Origin of the sequence: Limnohabitans sp. Hippo3 (genome assembly GCF_003063665.1) — a bacterium.
Classification (GTDB): domain Bacteria; phylum Pseudomonadota; class Gammaproteobacteria; order Burkholderiales; family Burkholderiaceae_C; genus Limnohabitans_A.
In genome coordinates this window covers 778,355-801,838 of the sequence record NZ_NESF01000001.1, presented here as the reverse complement: position 1 = coordinate 801,838, position 23,484 = coordinate 778,355, and the positions used below count along the sequence as shown (strand labels likewise).

14 protein-coding genes are annotated in these 23,484 nt (G+C 60.2%); 5 read left to right on the top strand and 9 right to left on the bottom strand.

Features of this window, described 5'->3' with window-relative positions; all coding sequences use genetic code 11:
- Positions 1-135: 135 nt before the first annotated feature.
- Positions 136-3,834, bottom strand: coding sequence for a DUF11 domain-containing protein (locus B9Z34_RS03685; protein ID WP_108426712.1), 3,699 nt, complete (start codon positions 3,832-3,834; stop codon positions 136-138).
- A gap of 760 nt (positions 3,835-4,594) precedes the next feature.
- Here B9Z34_RS03685 and B9Z34_RS03675 point away from each other — a divergent pair.
- The 3 genes from B9Z34_RS03675 (at position 4,595) to B9Z34_RS03665 (ending at position 10,821) form a co-directional block, all read left to right on the top strand.
- Positions 4,595-5,968, top strand: a complete 1,374-nt coding sequence (locus B9Z34_RS03675; protein WP_108426710.1) for a helix-turn-helix domain-containing protein — start codon at positions 4,595-4,597, stop codon at positions 5,966-5,968.
- Between the two features lie 170 nt (positions 5,969-6,138).
- Positions 6,139-9,753, top strand: coding sequence for a DUF748 domain-containing protein (locus B9Z34_RS03670; RefSeq protein ID WP_108426709.1), 3,615 nt, complete (start codon positions 6,139-6,141; stop codon positions 9,751-9,753).
- Positions 9,754-9,819: 66 nt separating this feature from the next.
- Positions 9,820-10,821 (top strand): aldo/keto reductase, encoded by a 1,002-nt coding sequence (locus B9Z34_RS03665; RefSeq protein ID WP_108426708.1) that lies wholly within the window; start codon positions 9,820-9,822, stop codon positions 10,819-10,821.
- A 122-nt stretch (positions 10,822-10,943) separates the two neighbouring features.
- On the opposite strand, the gene maiA is transcribed toward B9Z34_RS03665, so the two are convergent.
- The 6 genes from maiA to B9Z34_RS03635 form a co-directional block, all read right to left on the bottom strand.
- Positions 10,944-11,579 (bottom strand): maleylacetoacetate isomerase, encoded by a 636-nt coding sequence (gene maiA, locus B9Z34_RS03660; RefSeq protein WP_108426707.1) that lies wholly within the window; start codon positions 11,577-11,579, stop codon positions 10,944-10,946.
- A gap of 139 nt (positions 11,580-11,718) precedes the next feature.
- Positions 11,719-12,705, bottom strand: coding sequence for a tripartite tricarboxylate transporter substrate binding protein (locus B9Z34_RS03655; protein ID WP_108426706.1), 987 nt, complete (start codon positions 12,703-12,705; stop codon positions 11,719-11,721).
- A gap of 61 nt (positions 12,706-12,766) precedes the next feature.
- Entirely contained in the window at positions 12,767-14,083 is a 1,317-nt protein-coding gene (locus B9Z34_RS03650; RefSeq protein ID WP_108426705.1) for an MFS transporter, read from the bottom strand.
- 126 nt (positions 14,084-14,209) lie between these two features.
- Positions 14,210-14,911 carry a fumarylacetoacetate hydrolase family protein gene (locus B9Z34_RS03645; protein WP_108426704.1) on the bottom strand — a complete coding sequence of 234 codons (702 nt, stop codon included), beginning with the start codon at positions 14,909-14,911 and terminating at the stop codon, positions 14,210-14,212.
- Between the two features lie 123 nt (positions 14,912-15,034).
- A complete protein-coding gene (locus tag B9Z34_RS03640) occupies positions 15,035-16,072 on the bottom strand; it encodes a cupin domain-containing protein (RefSeq protein ID WP_108426703.1) in 1,038 nt (345 codons plus the stop codon).
- An 18-nt stretch (positions 16,073-16,090) separates the two neighbouring features.
- On the bottom strand, positions 16,091-17,299 hold the full coding sequence (locus B9Z34_RS03635) for a 3-hydroxybenzoate 6-monooxygenase (protein WP_108426702.1): 1,209 nt from the start codon (positions 17,297-17,299) through the stop codon (positions 16,091-16,093).
- Positions 17,300-17,568: 269 nt separating this feature from the next.
- Here B9Z34_RS03635 and paaZ point away from each other — a divergent pair, with 269 nt between their 5' ends.
- Together paaZ and B9Z34_RS03625 are read left to right on the top strand one after the other, a co-directional pair.
- Positions 17,569-19,614 carry a phenylacetic acid degradation bifunctional protein PaaZ gene (gene paaZ, locus B9Z34_RS03630; RefSeq protein ID WP_108426701.1) on the top strand — a complete coding sequence of 682 codons (2,046 nt, stop codon included), beginning with the start codon at positions 17,569-17,571 and terminating at the stop codon, positions 19,612-19,614.
- Between the two features lie 25 nt (positions 19,615-19,639).
- Entirely contained in the window at positions 19,640-20,044 is a 405-nt protein-coding gene (locus B9Z34_RS03625; RefSeq protein WP_108426700.1) for a YkgJ family cysteine cluster protein, read from the top strand.
- A gap of 50 nt (positions 20,045-20,094) precedes the next feature.
- On the opposite strand, the gene B9Z34_RS03620 is transcribed toward B9Z34_RS03625, so the two are convergent.
- Both B9Z34_RS03620 and rpoD read right to left on the bottom strand, forming a co-directional pair.
- Entirely contained in the window at positions 20,095-20,742 is a 648-nt protein-coding gene (locus B9Z34_RS03620; protein ID WP_233249390.1) for a Crp/Fnr family transcriptional regulator, read from the bottom strand.
- 173 nt (positions 20,743-20,915) lie between these two features.
- The gene (gene rpoD / locus B9Z34_RS03615; RefSeq protein WP_108426699.1) at positions 20,916-23,441 is read right to left on the bottom strand and encodes an RNA polymerase sigma factor RpoD; all 2,526 of its coding nucleotides are present in this window, start codon (positions 23,439-23,441) and stop codon (positions 20,916-20,918) included.
- Positions 23,442-23,484: the final 43 nt, after the last annotated feature.

The following is a 23,484-nucleotide window of genomic DNA, read 5'->3' as shown; positions in this document are numbered from 1 at the left end:
GCATCCTTTGAAACGAATAAGGGGCTTACTGACAAATCGGTAGCGCATGAAAAAACGGGTAAGCCGCAAGGCTTACCCGTTTCGTTTCAGACCCTCAACAAGGTCTCAAGGGGCATCGTGCTTCAGGCAGACACTTCAAACACCCAGGTAGTAGGCGTTGTCGATGTCCAGCACGGGTGACAGTGCGGTGGCGACCACGGTGGCATCGCCGGAGTTTTGACCCAGCATGAAGGGTGCCTCAAAGATCAACTCAGCGGTGACCCCCGGCGCCAGGTCGCCCCATGACCAGTGGGTGCCTGCATCGCTGCCGTTGAGGTCGTACGCGGGATCGGTCAGGGTGACGTCTTGCAAGGTCACTGTTCCGTTGTTCAAGGCGGTGTACTTGAACAACGGGTTGAGGCCTGCAGAGGCGGACAGAGTGGGGCCGGTCAAGGTGTTGGCATCGTCCCAGGTGCTGCCACCATCGACCGAGACATACTTAGTCAGGTCGATCTGTGCGTCGTAGATGACGGTCACGCCTTCAAAGTCCAACAGCGGGCCGGTCTGGTCGCTGTCGGCGGTGGCGTAGTTCTCCACCTGGCGGTTGCCGTCGCCGTCGGTGTCCAGGTCGGACTGCAGCAGGGTGTAGCTGGAGGTGTAGGTCTGCGTGACACCCGGTGCCAGCGAGGCCAAGGTTTCGCTCAAACCGGTCAGGTCGTCCACCACGCTGACATTGGTGAGGGTCACGCTGCCGATGTTGGTAACGGTGAAGCTGTAGTTCAGCACATCGCCTGCAAAGTCGGCCAACGCATTTTCATTGCCCCCGGACACGCCCACAAAGTCCTTGTCAAAGGCGATGCCGATGCTGCTGAGGACAGGGACGGATTCGGTGTCACTGCTGGCCAGGGTCTGCGCGCTGTCGGCGATGACGCTGTTGTCGATGGTCCCATCTCCGCCACCGTTGTTGTCCAGATCGGTCTGGGTCAGCGTGTAGCTGACGTTGTAGACCTGCACCGCGTTGGGGGCCAGGGTCATGCCGGTGTCATTCAGCCCCGTCAGGCTTTCGGTCACGGAGACATCGGTCAGCGTGACGTTGCCGGGGTTGGCCAGCACGATCTGGTAGTTCAGTTGGTCGCCCACGGCATCGGCGAGGTCATTGCCGTTGCCACCGGTCACATTCAGGAACGACTTGTTGACATACAGGATCGGCACGGCCAGCAGTTGCACCGATTCGCTGTCGCTGACCGCCGAGGTCTGGTCCGAGTCGGCCACCGAGGTGTTGTCCAGACGGCCGTCGCCGCCACCGTTGTTGTCCAGATCGGCCTGCAGCAAGGTGTAGCTGGTGTTGTAGGTGGCGCTGGCGCCAGGTGCCAGATCGGGCACGTTTTCACTCAGACCCGTCAGTTCGTCGGTGACTGTGACACCTGTCAAAGTGACGCTGCCGGCGTTGTAGACGCGGATGGTGTACTGGATGACCTCGCCTGCGGCATCGGCAAACAGGTTGTTGTTGCCACCGGCGACACTGGTGACGTTCTTTTCAATGCCCAGACCCACGGTGCGCAACAAGGCGGTGGATTCGTTGTCGCTCACCGGCACGGTTTGGTCCGAATCTGCTGTGGCGATGTTGTCGATGTAGCCATCGCCTTGGCCGTTGTTGTCCAGATCGGCTTGGGTCAACACATAACTGGTGGTGTAGACCTGACTTTCGCCAGGGGCCAAGGTCACGCCCGTGATGTTCAGACCGCTGTTCGGATCGACCACGCTCACGTTGGTCAGGGTCAGCACGCCCAGGTTGCTCACCGTGACGGTGTAGTTGAGGGTATCACCCACGGCATCGGCCACCGTGTTGTTGTTGCCGCCTGTGATGTCGACCAGCCGCTTGTCGATGGACAAGGCTGAGCGCACAAAAAGCTCGATGGCTTCGGTGTCGCTCACCGATGCAGTCTCCAGGCTGTCGGCGGTGGCGGTGTTTTCGATGTATCCGTCGCCGCCACCGTAGGTGTCCAGGTCGTTCTGCGTCAGGGTGTAGCTGGTTTGGTAGGTTTGGCTGGCACCCGGAGCCAGAGTCACGCCCGAGATGGTCAGACCCGTCATCGGGTCGTTCACGGTGACTTGGTTGAGCGTCTGGTTGCCGGTGTTGGTGACTGTGACCGCGTAGCCGATGACATCGTTCACCGCATCAACGCTGCCGTTGCCATTGCCGCCAGTCACACCCGTGATGGCCTTGTCGATAGCGAGCGCAGGGGCCTGCAAGACCGGCACCGAGGCGTCATCGGTGTCCGGGCCGGTCTGGTCCGAGTCGGCGGTGGCCGTGTTGACAATGTTGACGCCTGCATCGATCTCGGCCTGGGTCACGGTGTGGCTGGCGGTGTAGTGCCAGGTTTCGCCCACATCGAGTTCACCGTCGGAAGAGGCCGCATCGGCCACCAGTTGAAGGTCGCTGATGAAAGGGTCTGTCACGGTCACGCCGGTTAGGGTCTGGTTGCCGGTGTTTTCAACCGCGATGGTGTAGTGGATGACTTCACCGGCGTAGTCGGCGTAAGCACCATCCACGCTCGCCTCTTTGACGATGTTCAGGCTCGGCTGGAGCTGCATATTGCCGAAATCTACATTCATCTCTTTCGGGTCGAGGCGTGTGATCAAGATCGGTGTAGGGTTGGCTGTGGTTTGTTGCCAGCCGGTTTGCTGAACCTCGCGAACGATGTAGGGATCGTTGTCGATGTCGGACCGGTCGGCGTCAGGGATCACCGACAAGACGTATTGGCCGTTGGCGTCGGTCATGGCGAAGTCTTCACCTTCGTCCCACAGGCCATCGTTGTCCTTGTCCAGAAATATTTTCCAGTTGGCCAGGCCCACTTCGTCGTCTGCCGTGCCCAGCGTGTTGTCCGCGCCGTCGGCATCGCGCACGCCGTTCCCGTCCACATCGCTGAATTTCATGCCGCTGATCTCGCCCACGATGATCGCCGAGGGGGCCAGCTGGATAGAGGTGGCACCACTGCCACCAATGTCCACGGTGGTTTGCAACGAGCCACCGGTCCAGGCATTGGCACCATCGGTCATGCCCTTGCCCTGGTCGGCCACATCGCCCGGTGCGGCGATCAGCAGGCCGTACTGGATCTCGGCACCGCCCGAGGTGGTGGTGGGGCCGGTGTAGGTGAAGGTTACGGTGACTTTGCCGTCGAGCGAGCTGCCTGCGCTGCCGAGGTAACTCACGCCGCTGACGGCGGTGATGTTGGCATTGACGGTGTAGAAGCTGCCTTGCATGCCGCCGCCATTGGTGAAGCTGCTGTCCGCCTGGGCATCGCCACCGGCAAAGCTGCTGGTGTTGCGGCTGGCGTTGGGCGATGTCATGTAAACGAACCCGCCCGCGTTGGTGTTGGCCTGGTAATGGTTGTAGGTGACGTTGAAGGAATAGCTCTGGCCATTGACCAGCGGGGTGTTGTTGCTGGCCTTGTAGAAGTAGACGTGGGGGACCACTTCTCCTTCAAAGTAATCCGATTTTCCATCCGACAAAATGTTGTTGTTCCACTCGGGTGCGGTGGCTCGGGCTGCATCGCCGTCGGCCCAGTGCTGGTAGACCTTGCTGATGCTGGTGCTGGGGTAGGTGATGGCGCTTGCCACGGGGGTCGCCATTGCAGACAAAGACACAGTGGCTGATGTTGAGGTGCTGACTTCGGTCGTTGGACTCAAGGTGCGCGTCGCGCTTGGCAGGGCAGACGCTGACAGAGAGGTTGCCGATGTTGTGCTTTGGAGGGCAGCGAGTTGCCCGTAAAGCGACGGATCGCTGATGTCGGCGTCGTCATGTTCGGCTTTCAGCGAGAAGGGTTTTTTCCCGTAGGTGACAGGTTTGGCCATGTTGAACTCCTGGTGATGTCGCGCCAGTTGGGAGCGACAAATCTTGATCTTTGTCCCGATCAGGGAACTGCCAGTTTCCGGCTGGCAGCACCAAGATGTTCTTCACTGGGTGGGCATCTGCCCATTCAGCATTGGGCATGTTCTGACTGAACCATGGTTGTCATCCTGTGGTGATCTACCGATCGCCATAGCGTTGTATGCCCTGCGAAAGACACCATCCGTGATCTTGATTTTGGGTTTTCGTCCATGCAGAAAAGACACCCATTTTTATGGACCGAAAAATGATGAGGCGGCTGTTTTTTAAATCCAGCCATTACCGTTTTCTGATTATCTTTTTCGGGTATTCAATATGCCTGCAAGGCATTTGATCGATAGGTATATGCCGGCATGCATACACGATCAAATCATTTGATCAGTGGTGATCGATTTTCAATTGAATCAACATGGAGTCCAGCGCTTGGTGATGCATGCATCCCTTGCCGATATTGACCAAGTTAATGACTGGATGAACCATGTTTTCAAAACCGGAGACCTCAGCGAGGGTATGGCCCAAAGCGGTTGTCAGTTCTGAGGAAATCGCTGCCTTGTTGCACGGCATATTTCCTTTGAATGCATCTTTGCCGAATACAAATCAGGATGGAGAGACCGATCTTGAGGCCCCTTCATTGTCGAGCGCTGCTGAGCCCTGCCAGCCTCCTTCAGAAATTTCTCTGGGTTCACTATTTTGAATGGATGCGCCTAGGCGCGAGAAAGGATTTCCATGTCTTACCCTCTGACTGAAAGTGCCCGACAAAATAGGATTTTGGCCGGTATTCCCTTGAGCCACTATGCACGCTTGTCGGAACACCTCAAACCGGTCCATTTGACTGCGGGGCAGGTGATTTGCGAATCGGGCGCATCGTTGGAGTTTGTTTATTTTCCGACCACGTGCACCACTTCATTGGTTTCACACACCGCCGATGGCGACAGCTCAGAATTGGCCATGACCGGTCGTGATGGCATGGTGGGTGTGTCACTGGTATTGGGCAGTGGCTCCATGAACCACCGTGCGGTGGTCCAGTGTGCCGGTCAGGCCTACAGAATGCCGGCCGATGTTTTTCAGGCAGAACTGACCCGTTGCCGGGAGTTGCAGCAATTGGCCCTTTGTTATGTCCAGTCGCTCATCACGCAAATGTCCCAGAGCATTGTGTGCGTGGCCCACCATTCGGTCATCGAACGCCTTTGTTATTGGCTCTTGTTCAATCAGGATGCCGTATGCAGTGACCAATTGAACGTGACCCACGAAACGATTGCCAATATGTTGGGTGTTCGTCGTGAGTCGATCACGCAGGCTTTGGGTAAATTGCAGTCGGCAGGACTGGTGTCCAGTGGGCGCGGGAAAATCCATATCCGGGACCGCGATGGTTTGGCCGAATCGGTTTGCGAGTGCTTTTCCTTGGTCTGTACCGAAACCCGGCGTTTGTATGAGCGTCTGGAGCGTTCACCTGACTTTGCAGAGAATGCACACCTGCAGGACATGCAGGCCGGGGAGCAGGATCATGCGCTTTTGCACAAATACCAGGATGCTTACGATTTCGCGCCGGTCGGTTTTGTCAGTCTGGATCCGCAGGGTCGGGTGGTTCAAACCAATCTGGCCGGCGCGATCATGCTGGACATCCAGCGTTCACAGCGCACCCTCAGCCCTCTGGTGGACTTCATCGCACCGGCCGATCGAGCTTCGTTTCTGAACTTCCACCAAGAAGTTCTGAGCGGCAAGTGCCGTCGCTATTGCGAAGTGACCCTTTGTGCCACCTCACACCGCGCCGAGATGGTGGTGCGAATCGATGCCACGCTTGATGAAATGGGCGACGAGTGCAGGCTGGTGATGATCGATGTGACCGAAGAGAAAAAAATCGCAGCCCATGAACTGGCCTTGGAGCGTCAGCAGCAAGAGCGCTTGGCCAGACAACCTTTCATGCTGTGGTTCAAGGACCCGCAGGGACGCTTGGTCTCCGCCAATGCGAGTTTGCTGGAAGACTGGCAGCACTTTGCGCAGGACGCGGCACTGGAAAAAATTGATGTCCAGAGCATGCCGATGACCTTCTTCCATCCTTCCGTGTCTGGTTTGATGGCGGAGGCGACCAAGTCCACCTGAGTGAGCTTGCGGCGTGGGCCGCAGGCCTGAACACCCGGGCGATGGGGTGTCTGGTGGATGTACCGTGAAAAAGAACCAAGGCTGTTTCGGCCAATTTGTATCCGTGGGCTTACATTTGCGCCCCCGGATCGCCGAAAATCAGGCTTGTTGTTCTTTACCAAGAGTCGATCATGAATGTGGGCCTTCTCAAGCGCTGGCAACGCCGGGTTTTGTTTGTCGTGCTCGGGGTGGCGGTGCTCTGGGCGGTCAGTTGGGCGGCACTGCCGGCACTGGTTCAGTGGCAAATCGAAAAGCAGGGCACTGCGGCGCTGGGGCGTGTGGTCACAGTCGACCAAGTGGTTTTTCGGCCTTGGTCCATGCGCTTGATTCTGCGTGGTGTGCGTGTGGCATCCGCCGAGGCTAAAGACCCGGTTTCACAAGCCCAGTTGGGTGTCGACGAGGTCGAAGTCAACGCCTCATTGCAGTCCCTGTTTTTATGGGCGCCCGTGGCCGATGCCGTGCTGGTGCGCAATCCGCAGCTGCAGCTGACGCACTTCGGGCAAGGCCGTTTTGACATCGACGATGTTCTGGCACGTTTCGCGTCTGGCGATTCCAAGGGCTCGGGTGTTCCCCGTTTGTCCCTGTTCAACATTCAAATCCTTGGCGGTGGCGTTCAGTTTCGGGATGAACCCAAATCGGTCATCCACACGCTGAGCGATGTGCATCTGGACATCCCTTTTTTGAGCAACATTGGCGGTCGACGCGAGGTCGCCACCCATCCGAGGCTGGCCTTCCAGTTCAATGGCTCCAGCTTTGACTCCGATGCAGAAACGACCCCGTTTGCTCCGGAGCGACGCACGCAAGCCCGCTTTCAGATCAAAGGGCTCGATGTCAAACCCTACCTGCCTTATTGGCCTGCAGCCTGGCCTGTTCGATTGGCAGACGGGCAGCTTGATATGGACATTCGCCTTGATTTCCGTCAACACACCTCGCCCGAATTGTCGGTCTCGGGTCATCTGGGTTTGCAGGGTCTGATACTCCATGAGAAGCTGAACCGCACCGATGTGCCTTTGTTGCAGCTGGGTGGCCTGGACTTGAAGATCGATGCCTGGCGCCCTTTGGATGGCGTGTTCAAACTCGACACCTTGAGTCTGGACAAGCCGGTGGTGCACTTGCGGCGTGACGCGGGTGGGGCATTGAACTGGCTCCGTTTGCAGCGCGCTTTCCTGCCGCAGGCACCCCAGGCCCAGGCGCCGGTAAGCCAAGCGACAGATACAGCGCCGGCCAAGGGCGCTGACTTCGCTCTCAAGCGTCTTCAAATCAGCGCAGGGCAACTGCATTGGCAGGACGCTGCAGTGGCCATGCCCGCCAGTCTGGCATTGACGGCGCTGGCGGTCGAAGGGCAGGACTTCAGTTGGCCTAGCCGGCAAGCGGCATCCTTTCGTGGGCAAGCCCTTTTGCAGGGGGCGAAGGTGTCATGGGAAGGGACGACCGACCTGCGCAGTGCTCAGACGCGCATGACGTGGCGCGATGTTCCGCTCAAAACCATAGCGCCCTATTGGGCCCCGCGGTTTCGCCCGGGCCTGAACGGCCAATCTTCTGCCGAGCTCAGTCTGGACTGGCGAGCTGCTGCAGGCACCACGCCATCTTCCTTGGTGCTCAAGGCGCCACAGATCCGCATGACCGATGTCTTGCTGGGAACGCCTGAGCAGCCCGAGGCCGGATGGGCCGAGCTGGCCATTGAGCAGCTTGACGTGGATATTTTCAGGCAGCAGGCCAGTGTGGGGCGGGTAGCCTGGCGCCGACCCCTGCTGAATGTCAGCCGCAACCCCCAGGGGCGCTGGATGGTCGAGGACTGGCGAATTGCCCCCCCTGTTGCTGAGCCCGCAGAGGTGCCCGCCAAGCCCTGGCAATTGGCGATGGGGCCAATGCAGATCACCGGTGGTGTATTGAACCTGGACGACCGATTTGTGCTCGGGGGTGCCAAGGTGGATGCGCGGGACTTTAACCTCAGCATTGGCGCTTGGCAGCCTTTGTCGGCATCGCCGCAAATGACCACGGTCAAAGGCGATTTCATCACCGGGGCGCAGCGCCGCGAGCCGGGCAAACTGGGTTTTGAAGGGGCGTTCCGCTTGCCCTCTGTGGCAGCCGGACAAGCGAAAGCAACACCCTTGGAAGTCCAAGGTCGTTTGCAAATGAGCCGTTTTCCCTTGCACAGACTGCGCGGCTATTGGGCAGACCGGGTCAACTTCGATTTGCGAAGGGCGGAGTTGAGTTACTCAGGCGGCCTTAATCTGACCATGCCCGATGCGGGGCTGGGCCTGAATGCGCGAGGTCATCTCTCGGTTGACAACCTCCGGGCGCTGAACCGATCGGACGGAGAGCCTTTGCTGGACACCCAGACCCTGAGTTTGCGCGGGCTTGAGCTGAAGGTGGACGCGGGTGCAATGACGCGTTTGAAAATTGCAGAGACAGCCTTGAGCGATTTCTTTGCGCGCGTGGCCATCGATCCTCAGGGCCAGCTCAATTTGCAAAACCTGATCAAGGCCGAGCCGTCAGCCCCGTCAGCCCCCTCTGCCGCCTCGCAACCACCCGTTGCACCGGCCTTGATCGAATTGGGACCCATTGGGGTGGTCAAGGGTCGTGTTTTGTTTTCCGACCAGTTCATTCGACCCAACTACTCGGCAGACATCACCGAGCTGGCGGGCAGTTTGGGGGCCTTGTCCAGCCAGGCGAGTGGGGCCGATACGGCCTTGGCTGACCTGAGCTTACGTGGCCGCGTAGCGGGTTCTGGCAGCCTGGAGATCTCGGGCCGCATCAATCCCCTCACGCGGCCTGTGGCCCTGGACGTGCGGGGGCAGGTGCGCGATCTGGAGTTGCCACAACTCTCACCGTACAGCAACAAATATGCGGGTTATGGCATTGAGCGGGGCAAGCTTTCGGCTGAGGTCAATTACCGGATCGGTGCAGATGGCCAGCTTCAGGCGACGCATCAGATTGTTCTGAACCAGTTGCGCTTTGGCGAGCGCTCGGACAGTGTGGATGCCCCCAACCTGCCGGTCAAGCTTGCGGTCGCTTTACTGGCCGATCGCAATGGGGTGATCGATATCAATCTGCCGGTCAGTGGTTCCATCAATGACCCGGACTTTCGCGTGGGGCCCATCGTCTGGAAAATGGTCCTCAACCTGATTGGCAAAGCCATCCTTTCGCCTTTCAGTCTGATTTCGGGGGCTTTCTCGGGGGAAGAGCAGCTGCAGCAAATCGAGTTCGCGCCGGGTACTGCCCATTTCGATGCGGCGTCCCGGCAGAAGCTGGAGACCGTGGCCCGGATGGTGATCGACAAGCCGGCTTTGCGCCTGACTTTGACCGGCGAAGCGGACATGGAGAACGAGCGCGACGCCTGGCGCAGAGCCCAGCTGCGCGAAGCGGTCATGGCTGAAAAACGCCGACGCCAGCCCCGTGACGCGCAGGCCGCGGTCCCCGTGCGGCAAGTGAGCCCAGAGGAATACCCCGCTTTGCTCCAGTCGGTGTACCGCCGCTCGCCGATCCCCAAGCCCCGCAATGTGCTCGGCTTGGTCAAGGACATGCCACCCGCCGACATGGAAGCTTTGCTGCTGGCGGCGATTGCCGTGGATGAAACGGACATGCGCGAACTGGCCCAAGCCCGCGCCCAAGCGGTGCGCGAGGCTCTGCTGGGTCTGAATGTGCCGGCAGCCCAGTTGTTTCTGGGTGCGCCCATGGTGGCCAAGGCCAGCTCTGCATCGGCGTTTGTGCCCAAAGTGCTTTTGGCGGTGTCTACCGATTGAGGCCGCTGCCCTGCGAGCCTTCGGTGGCCTGGGCAGCGGGCCGAAGCGAGCGTCTAAGATACCGGCATGAAAAACCGCCAAATCGCCTCCTTTTCCGTCAGCGCCATCGGCTTGGGCTGCATGAACCTCAGCCATGCTTACGGGGCACCTGTCTCGGCCCAACAGGGCGAGCGTGTGCTGCTCACCGCCCTGGACCAGGGTGTGACTTTCTTTGACACCGCCGCCTTGTATGGTTTTGGAGCCAACGAGACGCTGGTCGGTAATGTGCTTAAACCGCACCGTCAGAAATTCACCTTGGCCAGCAAATGCGGCATGCAAGGCGTTGAGCAAAGCGACGGCAGCAAAGTGCGCGTGATTGATGGCCGACCCGAGACGATCAAAAAGACCTGCGAAGACGCGCTGCGTCGCCTGCAGACCGATGTGATCGATCTGTATTACCTGCACCGCTGGGACAAAAAAGTGCCGATCGAAGAGAGTGTGGGTGCTCTGAGCGACCTGGTGCGCCAGGGCAAAATCCAGAGCATTGGTCTGTCCGAGGTGTCGGCCACCACCTTGCGCAAAGCGCATGCCGTGCACCCGATTGCGGCGCTGCAAACCGAGTATTCGCTGTGGACCCGCAACCCCGAAATCGCGGTGCTGCAAGCGTGTCGCGAACTGGGTGTGGCCTTTGTGGCCTTCAGCCCAGTGGCGCGAGGCTTTTTGTGTGGCCCGCTCGACATCGCGGGTTTGGACGCCAAAGACATCCGCCGCACCATGCCCCGCTTTGCACCCGACAACTACGCCGCCAACCTGAAGCTGCTGCCCGCCTACAACGCGCTGGCACAAGAGGCCGGTTGCAGCCCCTCGCAACTGGCCCTGGCCTGGCTGCTGCACCAAGGCGAGGACATCATCCCGATTCCCGGCACCACCTCGGTGGACCACCTGCTCGACGATCTGGCGGCAGTGGATGTACAGTTCGACGCCGGTGTGATGGCGCGGCTTGATGCCCTGATCAACCAGCGCACCGTGGTGGGGGATCGGTACAACGCACAAGCCAACAGCGAGGTGGATACCGAGGTGTTTGGCTGAAATTTGCACCCAGCGCCAGAAGGTGCGGTGCATAAAACGTCGGGGCTGAAGCCGCCGACCTGCACAATTTATTCCAGGTCGGTGGCTTCAGCCCCGACATGTTTTGCAGGCGGTCTGCGCGCTCAGGCGTCAGGTTGCGCCATGGGCGCGGCGTTCTTGAACGCATCCAGTTCGTTGCAGGCTTTTTCCACGCCCATGATCAGCGACCAGCGGGTCAGGTCCACCTTGAAGCGGCGGGCGCTTTCGACCTGGGGGATCAGGTACACATCGGCCAGAGTGGGCGTGTCGCCAAAACTGAAGCGGCCACGCTGTGGGTCGGCCGCGATCAGGGCTTCGTAGGCGTCAAAGCCTGCGCTGATCCAGGTGGCGCACCAGGCGTTCACCGCTTCTTCGTTGGCTCCGAACTGCTTGCGCAGGGTTTCCAGAATGCGACGGTTGTTGATGGGGTGGATGTCGCAGCCGACGATGGCGGCCAGGGCACGCACATGGGCGCGTTGGTTGACATCGGTGGGCAGCAGCGCGGGCGTAGGGTATTTTTCTTCCAGCCATTCGATGATGGCGGGCGACTGGATCAGCACCTGCTCACCCGTGTCGAGCGCGGGCACCAGCTGCTGCGGGTTGACCGCTTTGAAGGCGTCTTTCAGGTGTTCCTCCACGCGCAGGTCCACCGCCACGTAGTCGGTGGCGATGCCTTTGAGGTTGAGTGCGATGCGCAGGCGGTGCGAGGTGCCGCTGCGGAAAAAGTTGTAGAGCTTCATGGTGTGTTCCGTCGTACAAGGGGCAAGTTGAAATGGCTGAGCAGGGTGCTTAGCCCGGTTCAGCTTGACCAGGGTGTCGAAAATATAGTCGAGTTCTGGCGGGGCGATCAGAAAATCCCCGGGTCTGGGGCTAGAGCAATTATTCGAGGCTGATGTTCTTGCGGGCGACCAGCTTGCCGTATGTTTTGCTTTTGATCTCTGCTTGCTTGCGAATTTCGTCAGGTGACCAGTTCAGCGCTTCAAACGCAAAAGTGTTGTAACGCGCTTTGATGTCGGGATCGGCCATCACCTTTTGGACATCGGCATTGATGCGTGCCGTCACGTCAGCAGGCAGGCCTTTGGGGGCGACCAGCACGACGAAGGAGTTCACGTCCAGCCCCTTGGGGCCACCGGCTTCGGCCGCGGTGGGCACGTTGGGCATCTGAGGGGCACGCTTGGGCGCCGCAATGGCGAGGTAGCGGATCTTGCCGGACTTGAACACCCCTGCGCTCGACGGGATGGAGGCAAATGCCCACTGGATGTCGCCCGTGGCCACGCCGGTGTAGAGCTGGGAGACTTCGCGGAAAGCCACGTGTGTCATGTCCACGCTGCTCAGCAATTCGATTTCTTCGCCGCCCAGATGGCCCGGGCTGCCAATGCCCCAGGAGCCAAAGCTGACCTTGCCTGGCGATGACTTGGCATCGGCCACCAGGTCTTTCAGGCTCTGCCACTTGGATTCAGTGGAGACGGCGATGAAGAAGGGGGTTCTGAACAGGGGGGCCACCGGGTCGAAGGTGTTCAGGGTGACAAAGTTTTTGGACTTGTACAAATAAGGCACGGCGGCCAGGTGTTCGCTGTCGAGTTGTAGCAGGTTGTAGCCATCGGCGGGCAGGCGTTGCACCGAATCCATGGCGATGAAGCCACCGCCACCGGGTTTGTTGTTCACCAAGACGGGCTGGTTCCAGAGTTTGGACAGTTTGTCCGAGACCTGGCGCAACACGGCGTCCGGGCCACTGCCCGCAGCAAAGGCGGTGGTGATGGTGACGGCCTTGGTGGGGTAAGTGGCTTGGGCCTGCACAGGCAGGATGGCTGCAGACGACAGGGCGCAGAAGGCGCTGATCAGCAAATGGCGACGGAATTTTTTCATGGTGAGAATGGTTGAAAAAGTTGGATGAAAAATGGGGGGCGGCGCAGTAGACAACCCGCGCTCATGTCCAAGCGAGGCCTTGCACAGCACTGCGCGACAGGGGTACCAGCAAGGTCAGACCGACGCCCAGCAAAGCCAAGCCGGCCAGAACGTAGAAGATCAGGTCCAGCGAGAGGCCCGCGCTGATCAGGAAGCTGCCCAGCAAAGGACCGCCAATGCCGCCGACGCGCCCAAAGCCTGCGCACCAGGCCACGCCGGCTGCACGCACATTCGTGCGGTAGTAATTGGCGACAAAGCCGTAGATCAGGGTTTGCGTGCCGCTGGTGCCCAGACCGACCACGGCCACCACCGCCAGCAGGGCGGCCAACTCGAAGTTGAAGGTCAGCACTACCAGCGCGGCGGCACCCGTGGCAAAGCTGGCCGCCACGACCGGCTTGGGACCAAAGTGGTCGGCCGCGCGTGAGGCCGCCAGCGCGCCAAAGAGCGAGCCGCCATTGAGCACTGCCAAAAAGGACAGCGAGCCTTTGGCGTTGTAGCCCGCACGCAGCATCAGCTCGGGCAGCCAGGTGTTGAGCGAGTACACCAGCAGCAAGCCGGTGGCGCTCATGCAACCCAAGACCAGGGTGGGGAACAGGTAGTCGCGGCTGAACAGACCCGCGAAGCCGCTCTTGCCGGTGCTGCGCGCAGTGGTGGCTTGGTTGCTGGCCACAGGGATTGCCACGCCGGTGCGCTCGGACAGTACACGCGCTTCCTCTAGGCGTCCACGGGCGGCCAGCCAGGCGACCGATTCGGGCATCTTGAAATACGCCAGCGGCAGCAGGGTGACCATCGGAACAGCGCCGATCCAGAACATGCCTCGCCAGCCGATGTGTTCCAGCAGCACGATGGCAAGCACCGCCGACAGCAGGCTACCCAGCGGAATGCCTCCGTTGCAAATGGCGATGTAGAGGTTCTTGCGGTCCTTGGGTGCGTATTCGGACACCAGCGCTGCCGTAGTGGCCACCAAGGAGCCGATGCCGATGCCCGTGACAAAGCGCATCCAGCCAAAGGTCTGGGTGCTGGTGGACAGGGCCGTCAGGCCCATGCCGACCGAGAACCAGGCGTAAGAGGCCAGCATGACTTTGCGCCGCCCGATGATGTCGCCCACCGAGCCGGCCAAAAACGCGCCGACAGCCACACCAAACAAGGCGTAGCTGCCCAAGGCCCCGGCGATGCCAGGCGTCACGGTACCAATCTGGCTGGCATCGCGCAAAAAGGTGGAGACCACGGCGCCATAAACGACCAGGTCATAGCCGTCAAAGATCAGGCCCACGGTGGCCAGAACCAGTATCCAGCGCACGGTGCTTAAGCGTCGGGCTTCCTGCCCGGAGTCGTTCATCGGTGTCATTGCTTGTGTGTGAAAAAAGCGCGTTTGTGGCATTCGGACGCGAAAAACCCCCTTCGGCCATCCTGGGGATGGCCGAAAAGGGATCAACAAGAGAGTGGGGCGGAGCCTGAGTGGTGCTTACTCGGCAGCGCCGATGGTCAAGGCGATTTCAGCCACACCTTCGACGCGGCCGGTGATCTTGTCGCCGCTCACCACGGCACCCACGCCTTCGGGCGTGCCGGTGTAGATCAAGTCGCCGGGTTGCAGGTGGTAGTAGGTCGACAGGTCGGCGATGATTTCGCGGATGTTCCAGATCAGCTTGTCCACGTTGGACGACTGCTTGGTAGCACCGTTGACCTCCAGCGCAATGGTGCCGTTCTCGATCACCACGCCGGGCATGGGCACGATCTCGGAGCAGACCGAGCCTTCTTCGATGTCCTTGCCGGTGTCCCAGGGGCGGCCTTTGTCACGCGCCACCAGTTGCAGGTCGCGGCGCGTCATGTCCAGACCTGCCGCGTAGCCGTAAACCAGTTCATGCGCATTGGCTTCGCTCACGCGAAAGCCTGCTTTGCCAATGGCCAGCACCAGTTCCATCTCGAAGTGGTAGTTGTTGGTGCGGGGTGGGTAGGCGATGGTGGCGCCGCTCTCCACCAGGGTCTGGGGCGACTTGGTGAAGTAGAAGGCTTGCTCGACGCTCTTGTCGACGGGGCGGCCCATCTCGACGGCGTGCGCATGGTAGTTGCGGCCCACACAGAAAATGCGGTTGATCGGGAAGCGCTCGGTTTTGCCACGAATGGGCAGGGACTGGACGGCGGGGGGAGTGAAGAGGTAAGAGGTCATGGGGTTTTCGATGAAAAGACTGTCACGCGGAAAAGAAAGTTTTTAGGCTCAAAACAGAAGGCATGTCATGCCCGACTTGATCGGGCATCCATGGATCCTCGGGTCAAGCCCGAGGATGACCGATCAGCCGCGGTTCTCGTAAACACCGAGCTTGCGGTGCAGGGGCGATTCGTCGGCGATGAAGATGAAAGCGGCTTGGTTCGCGTTCAGGTTGGTCAGCGTCACGGCTTCGTAGCCCGGGGCGCAGCAGGTGTCGGCTTCGGCCATGGTGAAGGTGCTGTTCACGATCTGCGCTTGCACAGCGCCTTCGATCACGTGGAACACCTGTGCTGGTGAGCGGGCAGGCAAGCGCAGCGTCTGGCCGGGGCGCAGCATCAGGGCGTAAAAGCCCAGGATGTTTTCGGCATCGCCGCCGGTTTCGGGGTTCACATACGTGACCTGGACTTGCTCCAGCGCGGCGTCGTCCGAAGCCATGGCTTCCAGTGCGGCCTTCGCGTCTTTCCAGGCGTAACGCAGCATGGGGTAAGCCTTCTTGCTGCGCTCGAACACATGGCTGGGCACCACGCCGCCACGGGCGTATTGCTTGTCGCCTTGGCCGGGCACCACGGTCTGGCGGTCGCCGTTGATGTGGTAGCTGGCCTCCATGTAATAGACCAGCGGCAGGTCCAGCACATCCAGCCAGATGACGGGGTCGGTGCCGTCGTGGCCGTGTTCGTGCCACAGGCCTGTGGGCGTGAGGATCAAGTCGCCTCGGCTCATCGGGCACTTCTCGCCGTCCACCGTGGTGTAAGCGCTTTCGCCTTCGACGATCATGCGCACCGCGTTGGGTGTATGGCGGTGGCTGGGGGCCCACTCGCCGGGCATGAGCAGCTGCATGCCCAAATACATGGCGGCGCTGGCCTGCATCTTGTCGAGGCCGTGGCCGGGGTTGGCCAGCACCAGCACGCGACGCTCGGCTTTTTCAATCGGGGTCAGCTCGCCCGCTTTGAGCAATAGCGGCTTGATGTCCTTGTAGGCCCAGCAGGTGGGCTGGGTCTGGCGGGTGGGCACCTTGGGGGGCAACACGCCACGCAGGCTGGGCCACAGGGGCACCAGGTTCAGGTTTTTCAGATCGTCGCGGTAGTCCTGCGGCAGGTCTTCGAGTTTTCCGAGTTCTTGCATGAAAGGTCTCCTTGGGGTTCAGTCCTGGGCCAGGCAGTTGTTGACGTTCCAGCCATACAACCATTCGATCGCATCATAGAAGCGCTTTTGGGTGCGGCCTTTCCACAGCGAGTTGCGGATCAGACGCTCTACGCCAGCGGCGTGGTACAGGCGGCCCATTTCGCGGCCCGACAGCACGATGCGGGCGGTGCGCGCCACGCGTGAACGCTCGTACAAAGCCAGCGCTTTCGTCCAGTCGTTGTCGTTCACGCGCAGGGCTTCGCCCAGCGTGACAGCGTCTTCCATCGCCATGCACGCGCCTTGTGCCATGTACTGCGTGGTGGGGTGGGCGGCGTCGCCCAAAATGGTGGCGCGGCCAAACACCCAGGTGCCAATCGGCTCGCGGTCGGCGGTGGCCCAGCGCTTCCAGGTCTTGGGCAACTCGATCAACTGGCGTGCCTTGGGGCTGATGCCCTGGAAGTAGCTTTCGACTTCTTCCTTGGAGCCGTCGGTCACGCCCCAGGTTTCTTGTTGGCGGCTGTGGAAGGTCACGACCACGTTGTACTGCTCGCCGCCACGCAACGGGTAGTGCACCAGGTGGCACTTGGGGCCGGCCCACAGGCTGGCGGCGTTCCACTGCAGGTCCTTGGGGAAGTCCTTCTTGTCGACCACGGCGCGGTACACCACATGGCCGGTGACGCGGGGTGGATCGTTCACATACTGCTGGCGCACCACCGACTTGCCGCCGTCGGCACCGATCAGGGCCTGGCCTGTCCAGCGCTTGCCGTTCTGGTCGATGGCGGTCACGGTCTTGTTGGCTTCGTCCTGCACGACCGAGACGATCCGGGTGTTGGTGTGGAACTCGACCTTGCCGGTTTCCTGCGCGCCTTCGAGCAGCGACAGGTGCACGTCCACGCGGTGGATCACGGCATAGGGGTTGCCAAAGCGCTTGCGGAAGGCTTCGCCGGTTTCGATCTTGCCGACCTGGTATTCGTCGATGGCGTCGTGCATCACCATGTAGTCGGTGTACACCGCACGGCCTCGGGCTTTGTCGCCAATGCCCAAAGCGTCAAAGGCGTGAAAGGCGTTGGGGCCAAGCTGGATGCCTGCGCCGATTTCGCCGATTTCGGGGGCTTGTTCGAGTACCGTGACCTGAAAGCCTTGGCGCACCAAGGCGAGGGCAGCGGCCAGGCCGCCAATGCCACCGCCAGCGACGATGACGGGGAGTTGAGTCGATGCAGTGCTCATGGAAACTCCAACAGGTGAACATGAAGAAAGTGGCGAGATTATAAGCATGCATATTAATTTTCTGAAACCCTAGTGACCAGTCTTTTAATTAGGGTAAACCCTTGGTTGATTGGGTGTGATCTGGTGTCTTTGAAGGACTGGGCAGCCTCCAAAAGTCAGCCCTTCGAATTCTTGTTGGGCTCAAGAGGCAAACCGACTAGAATTCCCCGACCGCTCGGTTGGTTAATTCTTGTGGACCGGGCTTTGTTCTTTTCTGAAAGCATCTTCCCATGTCCCAAGTCCTGCAAAGTTTCATCGGTGGCCAGTGGATCGGCCAGCAAGGCGCGCAGCAACTGCGCAGCGCCCTCAACGGCCAGACCGTGTTCCAAACCCACGCCGAGGCCATCGACTTTGGCGACGCCGTGCACTATGCCCGCACCGTGGGTCTGCCCAATCTGCTGAAACTGGACTTTCAGGAGCGCGCCCAGTGTCTCAAAGCCTTGGCCAAATACCTCGGTGAGCACAAAGAGCAGCTCTACGTCATCTCGGCCCACACGGGCGCCACGCGTGCCGACAGTTGGGTGGACATCGAAGGCGGCGCGGGCACTTTGTTTGCCTATTCCAGCATCGGCAGCAACGAGCTGCCCAGCGGTAACCTGATCCACGAAGGCCCGGCTTTCCCGCTGGGCAAAAAAGGCGGCTTTGCGGGCACGCATATCCTGGTGCCGCGCGGCGGCATCGCGGTGCATATCAATGCGTTCAACTTCCCGATCTGGGGCCTGCTCGAAAAGTTCGCACCCAGCTTTTTGGCGGGCATGCCCTGCATCGGCAAACCGGCATCGTCCACCAGCTACCTGACCGAAGCCATGGTGCGCCTGGTGGAGCAATCGGGCATCTTGCCTGCCGGTTCGCTCCAGCTGGTGATCGGCTCCACCGGTGATCTGCTCGATCGCCTGAACGGCCAAGACGTGGTCACCTTCACCGGCTCGGCCGACACCGCCGCCATGCTGCGTGTGCACCCCAATGTGGTCAAACACAGCATCCCTTTCAACGCCGAAGCCGACTCGCTCAACTGCGCCATCCTCGCGCCCGATGTGTCACCCGACGACGAAGAGTTTGATTTGTTCGTCAAGGAAGTGGCGCGCGAAATGACCGTCAAGGCGGGCCAGAAATGCACCGCGATCCGCCGCGCCATCGTGCCGCGCCAGCACCTGGATGCTGTGGCCGAAAAGCTCAAGGCGCGTCTGGCCAAAGTGGTGGTCGGCGACCCGTCTGTTGAAGGCGTGAAGATGGGGGCGCTGGCCTCGCATTCGCAGCAAGCCGACGTGGCCGAGCGTGTGGCCTTGCTGCGCCAAAGCGCCGAGCTGGTGTTTGGCGGCGGTGCCGATTTCAAGCCCGTGGGGCAGGGCGTGGAGGGCGGCGCCTTCTTCCAACCCACGCTGCTGCTGTGCCAAAAGCCGCTACAAACCGACAGCGTGCACGACGTGGAAGCCTTTGGCCCAGTCAGCACGCTCATGCCTTACGACGGCATGGACGAAGCCCTGCAACTGGCCGCACGGGGTCAGGGCAGCTTGGTCGGCACGCTGGTCACCAAAGACCCGCAAATCGCCGCCCGCATCATTCCCGTTGCTGCCGCCTTGCACGGCCGCCTGCACATCCTCGACAGCGAATCGGCGGTGGAGTCGACCGGCCACGGCTCACCGCTGCCTCCGCTCAAACATGGCGGCCCTGGCCGTGCCGGTGGTGGCGAAGAACTCGGCGGCATCCGCGCCGTCAAGCACCTGATGCAGCGCACAGCGTTGCAAGGCTCACCCACCATGATCGCCGCCGTCACGGGCGAGTACATGCGGGGTGCCAAGCTGATCGAATCCGAGGTTCACCCCTTCCGCCGTTTCTTTGAAGAGCTGCAGATTGGCGAGAGCTTGCTCACCCACCGCCGCACTGTGGGCGAGGCCGACATCGTGGCCTTTGGTGGCCTGTCGGGCGACTATTTCTACATGCACTTTGACGAAATCGCTGCCAAAGACTCGCCATTTGGCAAGCGCATTGCACACGGCTACTTTGTGTTGTCGGCCGCAGCGGGCTTGTTTGTCTCGCCCGCGCCCGGTCCGGTGCTGGCCAACTACGGTCTGGACACCCTGCGCTTCGTCAAGCCCGTGGGCATTGGCGACACCATCCAGGCCCGCCTGACGGCCAAGCGCAAGATCGACCGCCAAAAGAAAGACGCCAATGGCGTGGGGCAGGGCGTGGTCGCTTGGGATGTGGAAGTGACCAACCAGCTGGGCGAGCTGGTGGCCAGCTACGACATCCTGACGCTGGTGGCCAAGAAGGGCTGATGCACATCCGGGGATAATCCCCGGCATGAGATCGCCTATTGCTGTTGTGGATGTTGACCGTTGCGAAACCTGGACCCGTTACAAGGCCGGGCTTTGCGACACTTGTGCGGCCAACTGCTGCACCATGCCGGTGGAGGTCAAGCTGGCCGACCTGGTGCGGCTGGAGTTGGTGGATCCGTTTGAGGCAGAGCACGAAGATCCCAAACAGATCGCCAAACGGCTCTCCAAAGCCGGGCTGATCGAGCACTTCAACTTCAAGAACAGCATCTTCAGCCTGGCACGCCGAGCCAGTGGCGATTGCCAGTTTCTGGACGCCAAGACCCGCCGTTGCACGGTGTACGACAAACGGCCCAACACCTGCCGCTTGCACCCGCAGGTGGGGCCTCGTCCCAACTACTGTCCTTACGGTAACAAGGGTCAGTCGCGTTAGAGCTCGCGGGAGTGAATGGCAGTGTCAAAAACCTGTGTTGAAGGGATGGGTCAATGTTTCAAGGTCGGGTTCATCACCCGGTAGCATTCGCAAGCGCGGGCTTCCAGTTGAGCCCGATTGAGCAGCCTGATTTGTCCACGGCTGATTTCCAATAGCCCATCCTGGCTCAATCTGCCAGCCGTCAAAGTGACCGATTCGCGGCGAATGCCCAGGGCGTCGGCAATTTCCTGGTGGGTCACTGACAAAACTTCGCCTTGCGTTTTGTCCAGCGTATTGAGCAGCCAACGTATGACCTGCTGTTCGTTGCTGTGTCGGCTGCTGCAGACAGTGGGCATCGCGATCTGTAAGATCATCTGACGTGTGACGGCCATCCAGATTTTCAGAAAAGAGGGGTCCTGGCCCAGCTCTGATTGAAAGACGGCGAGGGGCAATTTGTAGGCCAATCCTGCAAATTTCACGCGCGCTCGGCTGAAGTTCTGATTGCCACCCATCACGCCACTGCCGACCATGCCCTCTTTGCCGATCAGCACAATCTCTGCCGAGGTGCCATCCGAGATGTCGATCTCCAGGGCAATGATGGCGGTCACCGGAAAATAGACGAACTGAATGACCTCATAGGGCCTGAAAATCATCTGGCCTGACTCCAGACCCACCAATTGAAAACTGTCGAGTAACCTTTCATATTTTTCCGTTTTCAATTGGGAAATCATGAGGTTACTGGCCGGACTCAGCATGTCTTGTCCTTGTTGACGTTGACCAGGAAAAGTACAAGTGGCTTTGGGACCGTCTTGATGGTCGTATCGGATCTCATCAAAAAAGCCTCTCGATTTGGCAGTCGAAAGGCTTTTGCGTTCATGAGCAGAATTCGGGCTTACATCGTGTCGATGAAGCTGCGCAGCTTGTCACTGCGGCTGGGGTGCTTGAGCTTACGCAGCGCCTTGGCTTCGATCTGACGGATGCGTTCGCGCGTTACGTCGAACTGCTTGCCCACTTCTTCCAGCGTGTGGTCGGTCGACATCTCGATGCCGAAACGCATGCGCAGCACTTTGGCTTCGCGGGGCGTGAGGCTGTCCAGAATGTCTTTGACCACATCGCGCAGACCCGCTTGCAGAGCCGCGTCGATGGGCGCGGTGTGCGTGCTGTCTTCGATGAAATCGCCCAGGTGGCTGTCGTCGTCGTCACCGATCGGCGTTTCCATGGAGATCGGCTCTTTGGCGATCTTCATGATCTTGCGGATCTTGTCTTCCGGGATCTCCATCTTCTCGGCCAGGATGGAGGCATCGGGCTCAAAGCCGAATTCCTGCAAGTGCTGGCGCGAGATGCGGTTCATCTTGTTGATGGTCTCGATCATGTGCACCGGGATGCGGATCGTGCGGGCCTGGTCCGCAATGGAGCGGGTGATGGCCTGGCGGATCCACCAGGTCGCGTAGGTCGAGAACTTGTAGCCACGGCGGTATTCGAACTTGTCTACCGCTTTCATCAGGCCGATGTTGCCTTCCTGGATCAGGTCCAGGAACTGCAGACCGCGGTTGGTGTACTTCTTGGCGATCGAGATTACGAGGCGCAGGTTGGCCTCGATCATCTCTTTCTTGGCATCGCGGCTGGCACGCTCGCCCGCGTTCATGCGCTTGTTGATGTCTTTGAGCTCGTCGAGCGGCACCACCACCTGGGCTTGCAGGTCGATCAGCTTTTGCTGCAGGTCCTGTACGGGCGGGATGTTGCGGCCCATGACGGCGCTCCAGCTCTTGCCTGCGGCGGCCTGCTTTTCGATCCACTTCAGGTTGAGCAGCTGCGATTCGACGCGCTTGCCGTTTTTGTCACGGCCGCTGAATTCGGCAATGAACTGCTCTTGCGGGTAGCCGCACTTGTCCACGATGATGCGGCGCAGTTCGCGCTCTTTCTTGCGCACGTCGTCCACCTGGGCGCGCACCATGTCGCAGAGCTTTTCAATGGTTTTGGCGGTGAAGCGGATGGTCATCAGCTCTTCCGACAGGGCGGCCTGGACCTTGTTGTAAGCAGGCGTGCCCCAGCCTTCCTTGTCGTACACCTTGTGCACTTTTTCGAAGTACTCGGTGATGCGGTCAAAGCGTTCCAAAGCCTGATTTTTCAGCTCTTCGAGCTTCTTGGTCAGGGCCTTGGAGCCGCCTTTGCCGTCGTCGTCATCGGCTTCGTCGAATTCGTCGAAGTCTTCTTCGGCCACATAGTCGTCGGCTTCGTTCAGGTTGGCGAAACCGTCCACCACGGTGGAAATGACAACCTTGCCTTCACGGATTTCATTGGCCATGCGCAGGATTTCGGCGATGGTGGCAGGCGACGCACTGATCGCGGCCATCATGTCCATCAGGCCGCCTTCGATGCGCTTGGCGATTTCGATTTCGCCTTCGCGGGTCAGCAACTCGACGGTACCCATTTCGCGCATGTACATGCGCACAGGGTCGGTGGTGCGGCCGAATTCGCTGTCCACGGTGGACAGGGCGGCTTCAGCGGCTTCTTCGGCTTCTTCTTCGGTCGAGCCGGTGGGCGCGTTGTCGGTGATGATCAGGCTCTCGGCGTCGGGCGTTTGCTCGTACACCGCCACACCCAGGTCGTTCAGGGTGGCGATCACCACTTCCAGGGTTTCGGCATCGACCAGCTTGTCGGGCAGGTGGTCGCTGATTTCACCGTTGGTGAGGTAGCCGCGTGTCTTGCCCAGCTTGATCAGGGCTTTCAGACGGTCGCGGCGCTGCTTCATCTCGGCTTCGGTCAGGACGGTTTCGTCCAGGCCAAATTCCTTCATCAAGGCGCGTTCTTTCGCCTTGCTGATCTTCATGCGCAGGGGTTTGACTTTTTCGGCGGTCTCGGAGCCGCTTTCAACAACCGGTTCGCCTTCGAGGTCGGCTTCGATGTCCAGATCATCGTCCAAGCTGGGCTCGGCAATGCTGCCTTTTTTCTTCGGGCCGCGTTTGGCTCCGGTCACGGCTTTTTTGGCAGCGGGCTTTTTGTCGGCAGCCGGGGCAGCGGCTTTGGCTGCTTTGGCGGGTTTTTTCACTTCCACTTCGGCGGCGGCGTCTTTGGCCTTGGCGGTGGATTTTTTCTCGGTCACTTCAGATTTCTTGGCGGGCACGGAGGCGGCTTTCTTGGCAGGCTTGGCAGAAGTTGCCGGGGTTGCCGTTGCTTTGACCTTGCTGGGGGCTGTTTTGGCTGCGGGTTTTGCTGCCGGTTTGGCAGCAGCTTTCGCAGGCACCTTGGCTTTATTCGCCACGGGGGCGGGCTTCTTCGCCGGTGCTTTGGCAGTCACTTTGCTGGTTGCTTTGGGCTTGGCGGCGGGCGCGGCGGCTTTTTTCGCAACTGCGGTCTTGGCAACGGGTTTGGCTTTGGCAGCGGCCTGGGCAGGCTTCTTCGACTTTTGAGCAGGCATGAACACCTCGGGACATCAAAACAGACAAGGAAACGGACACAGT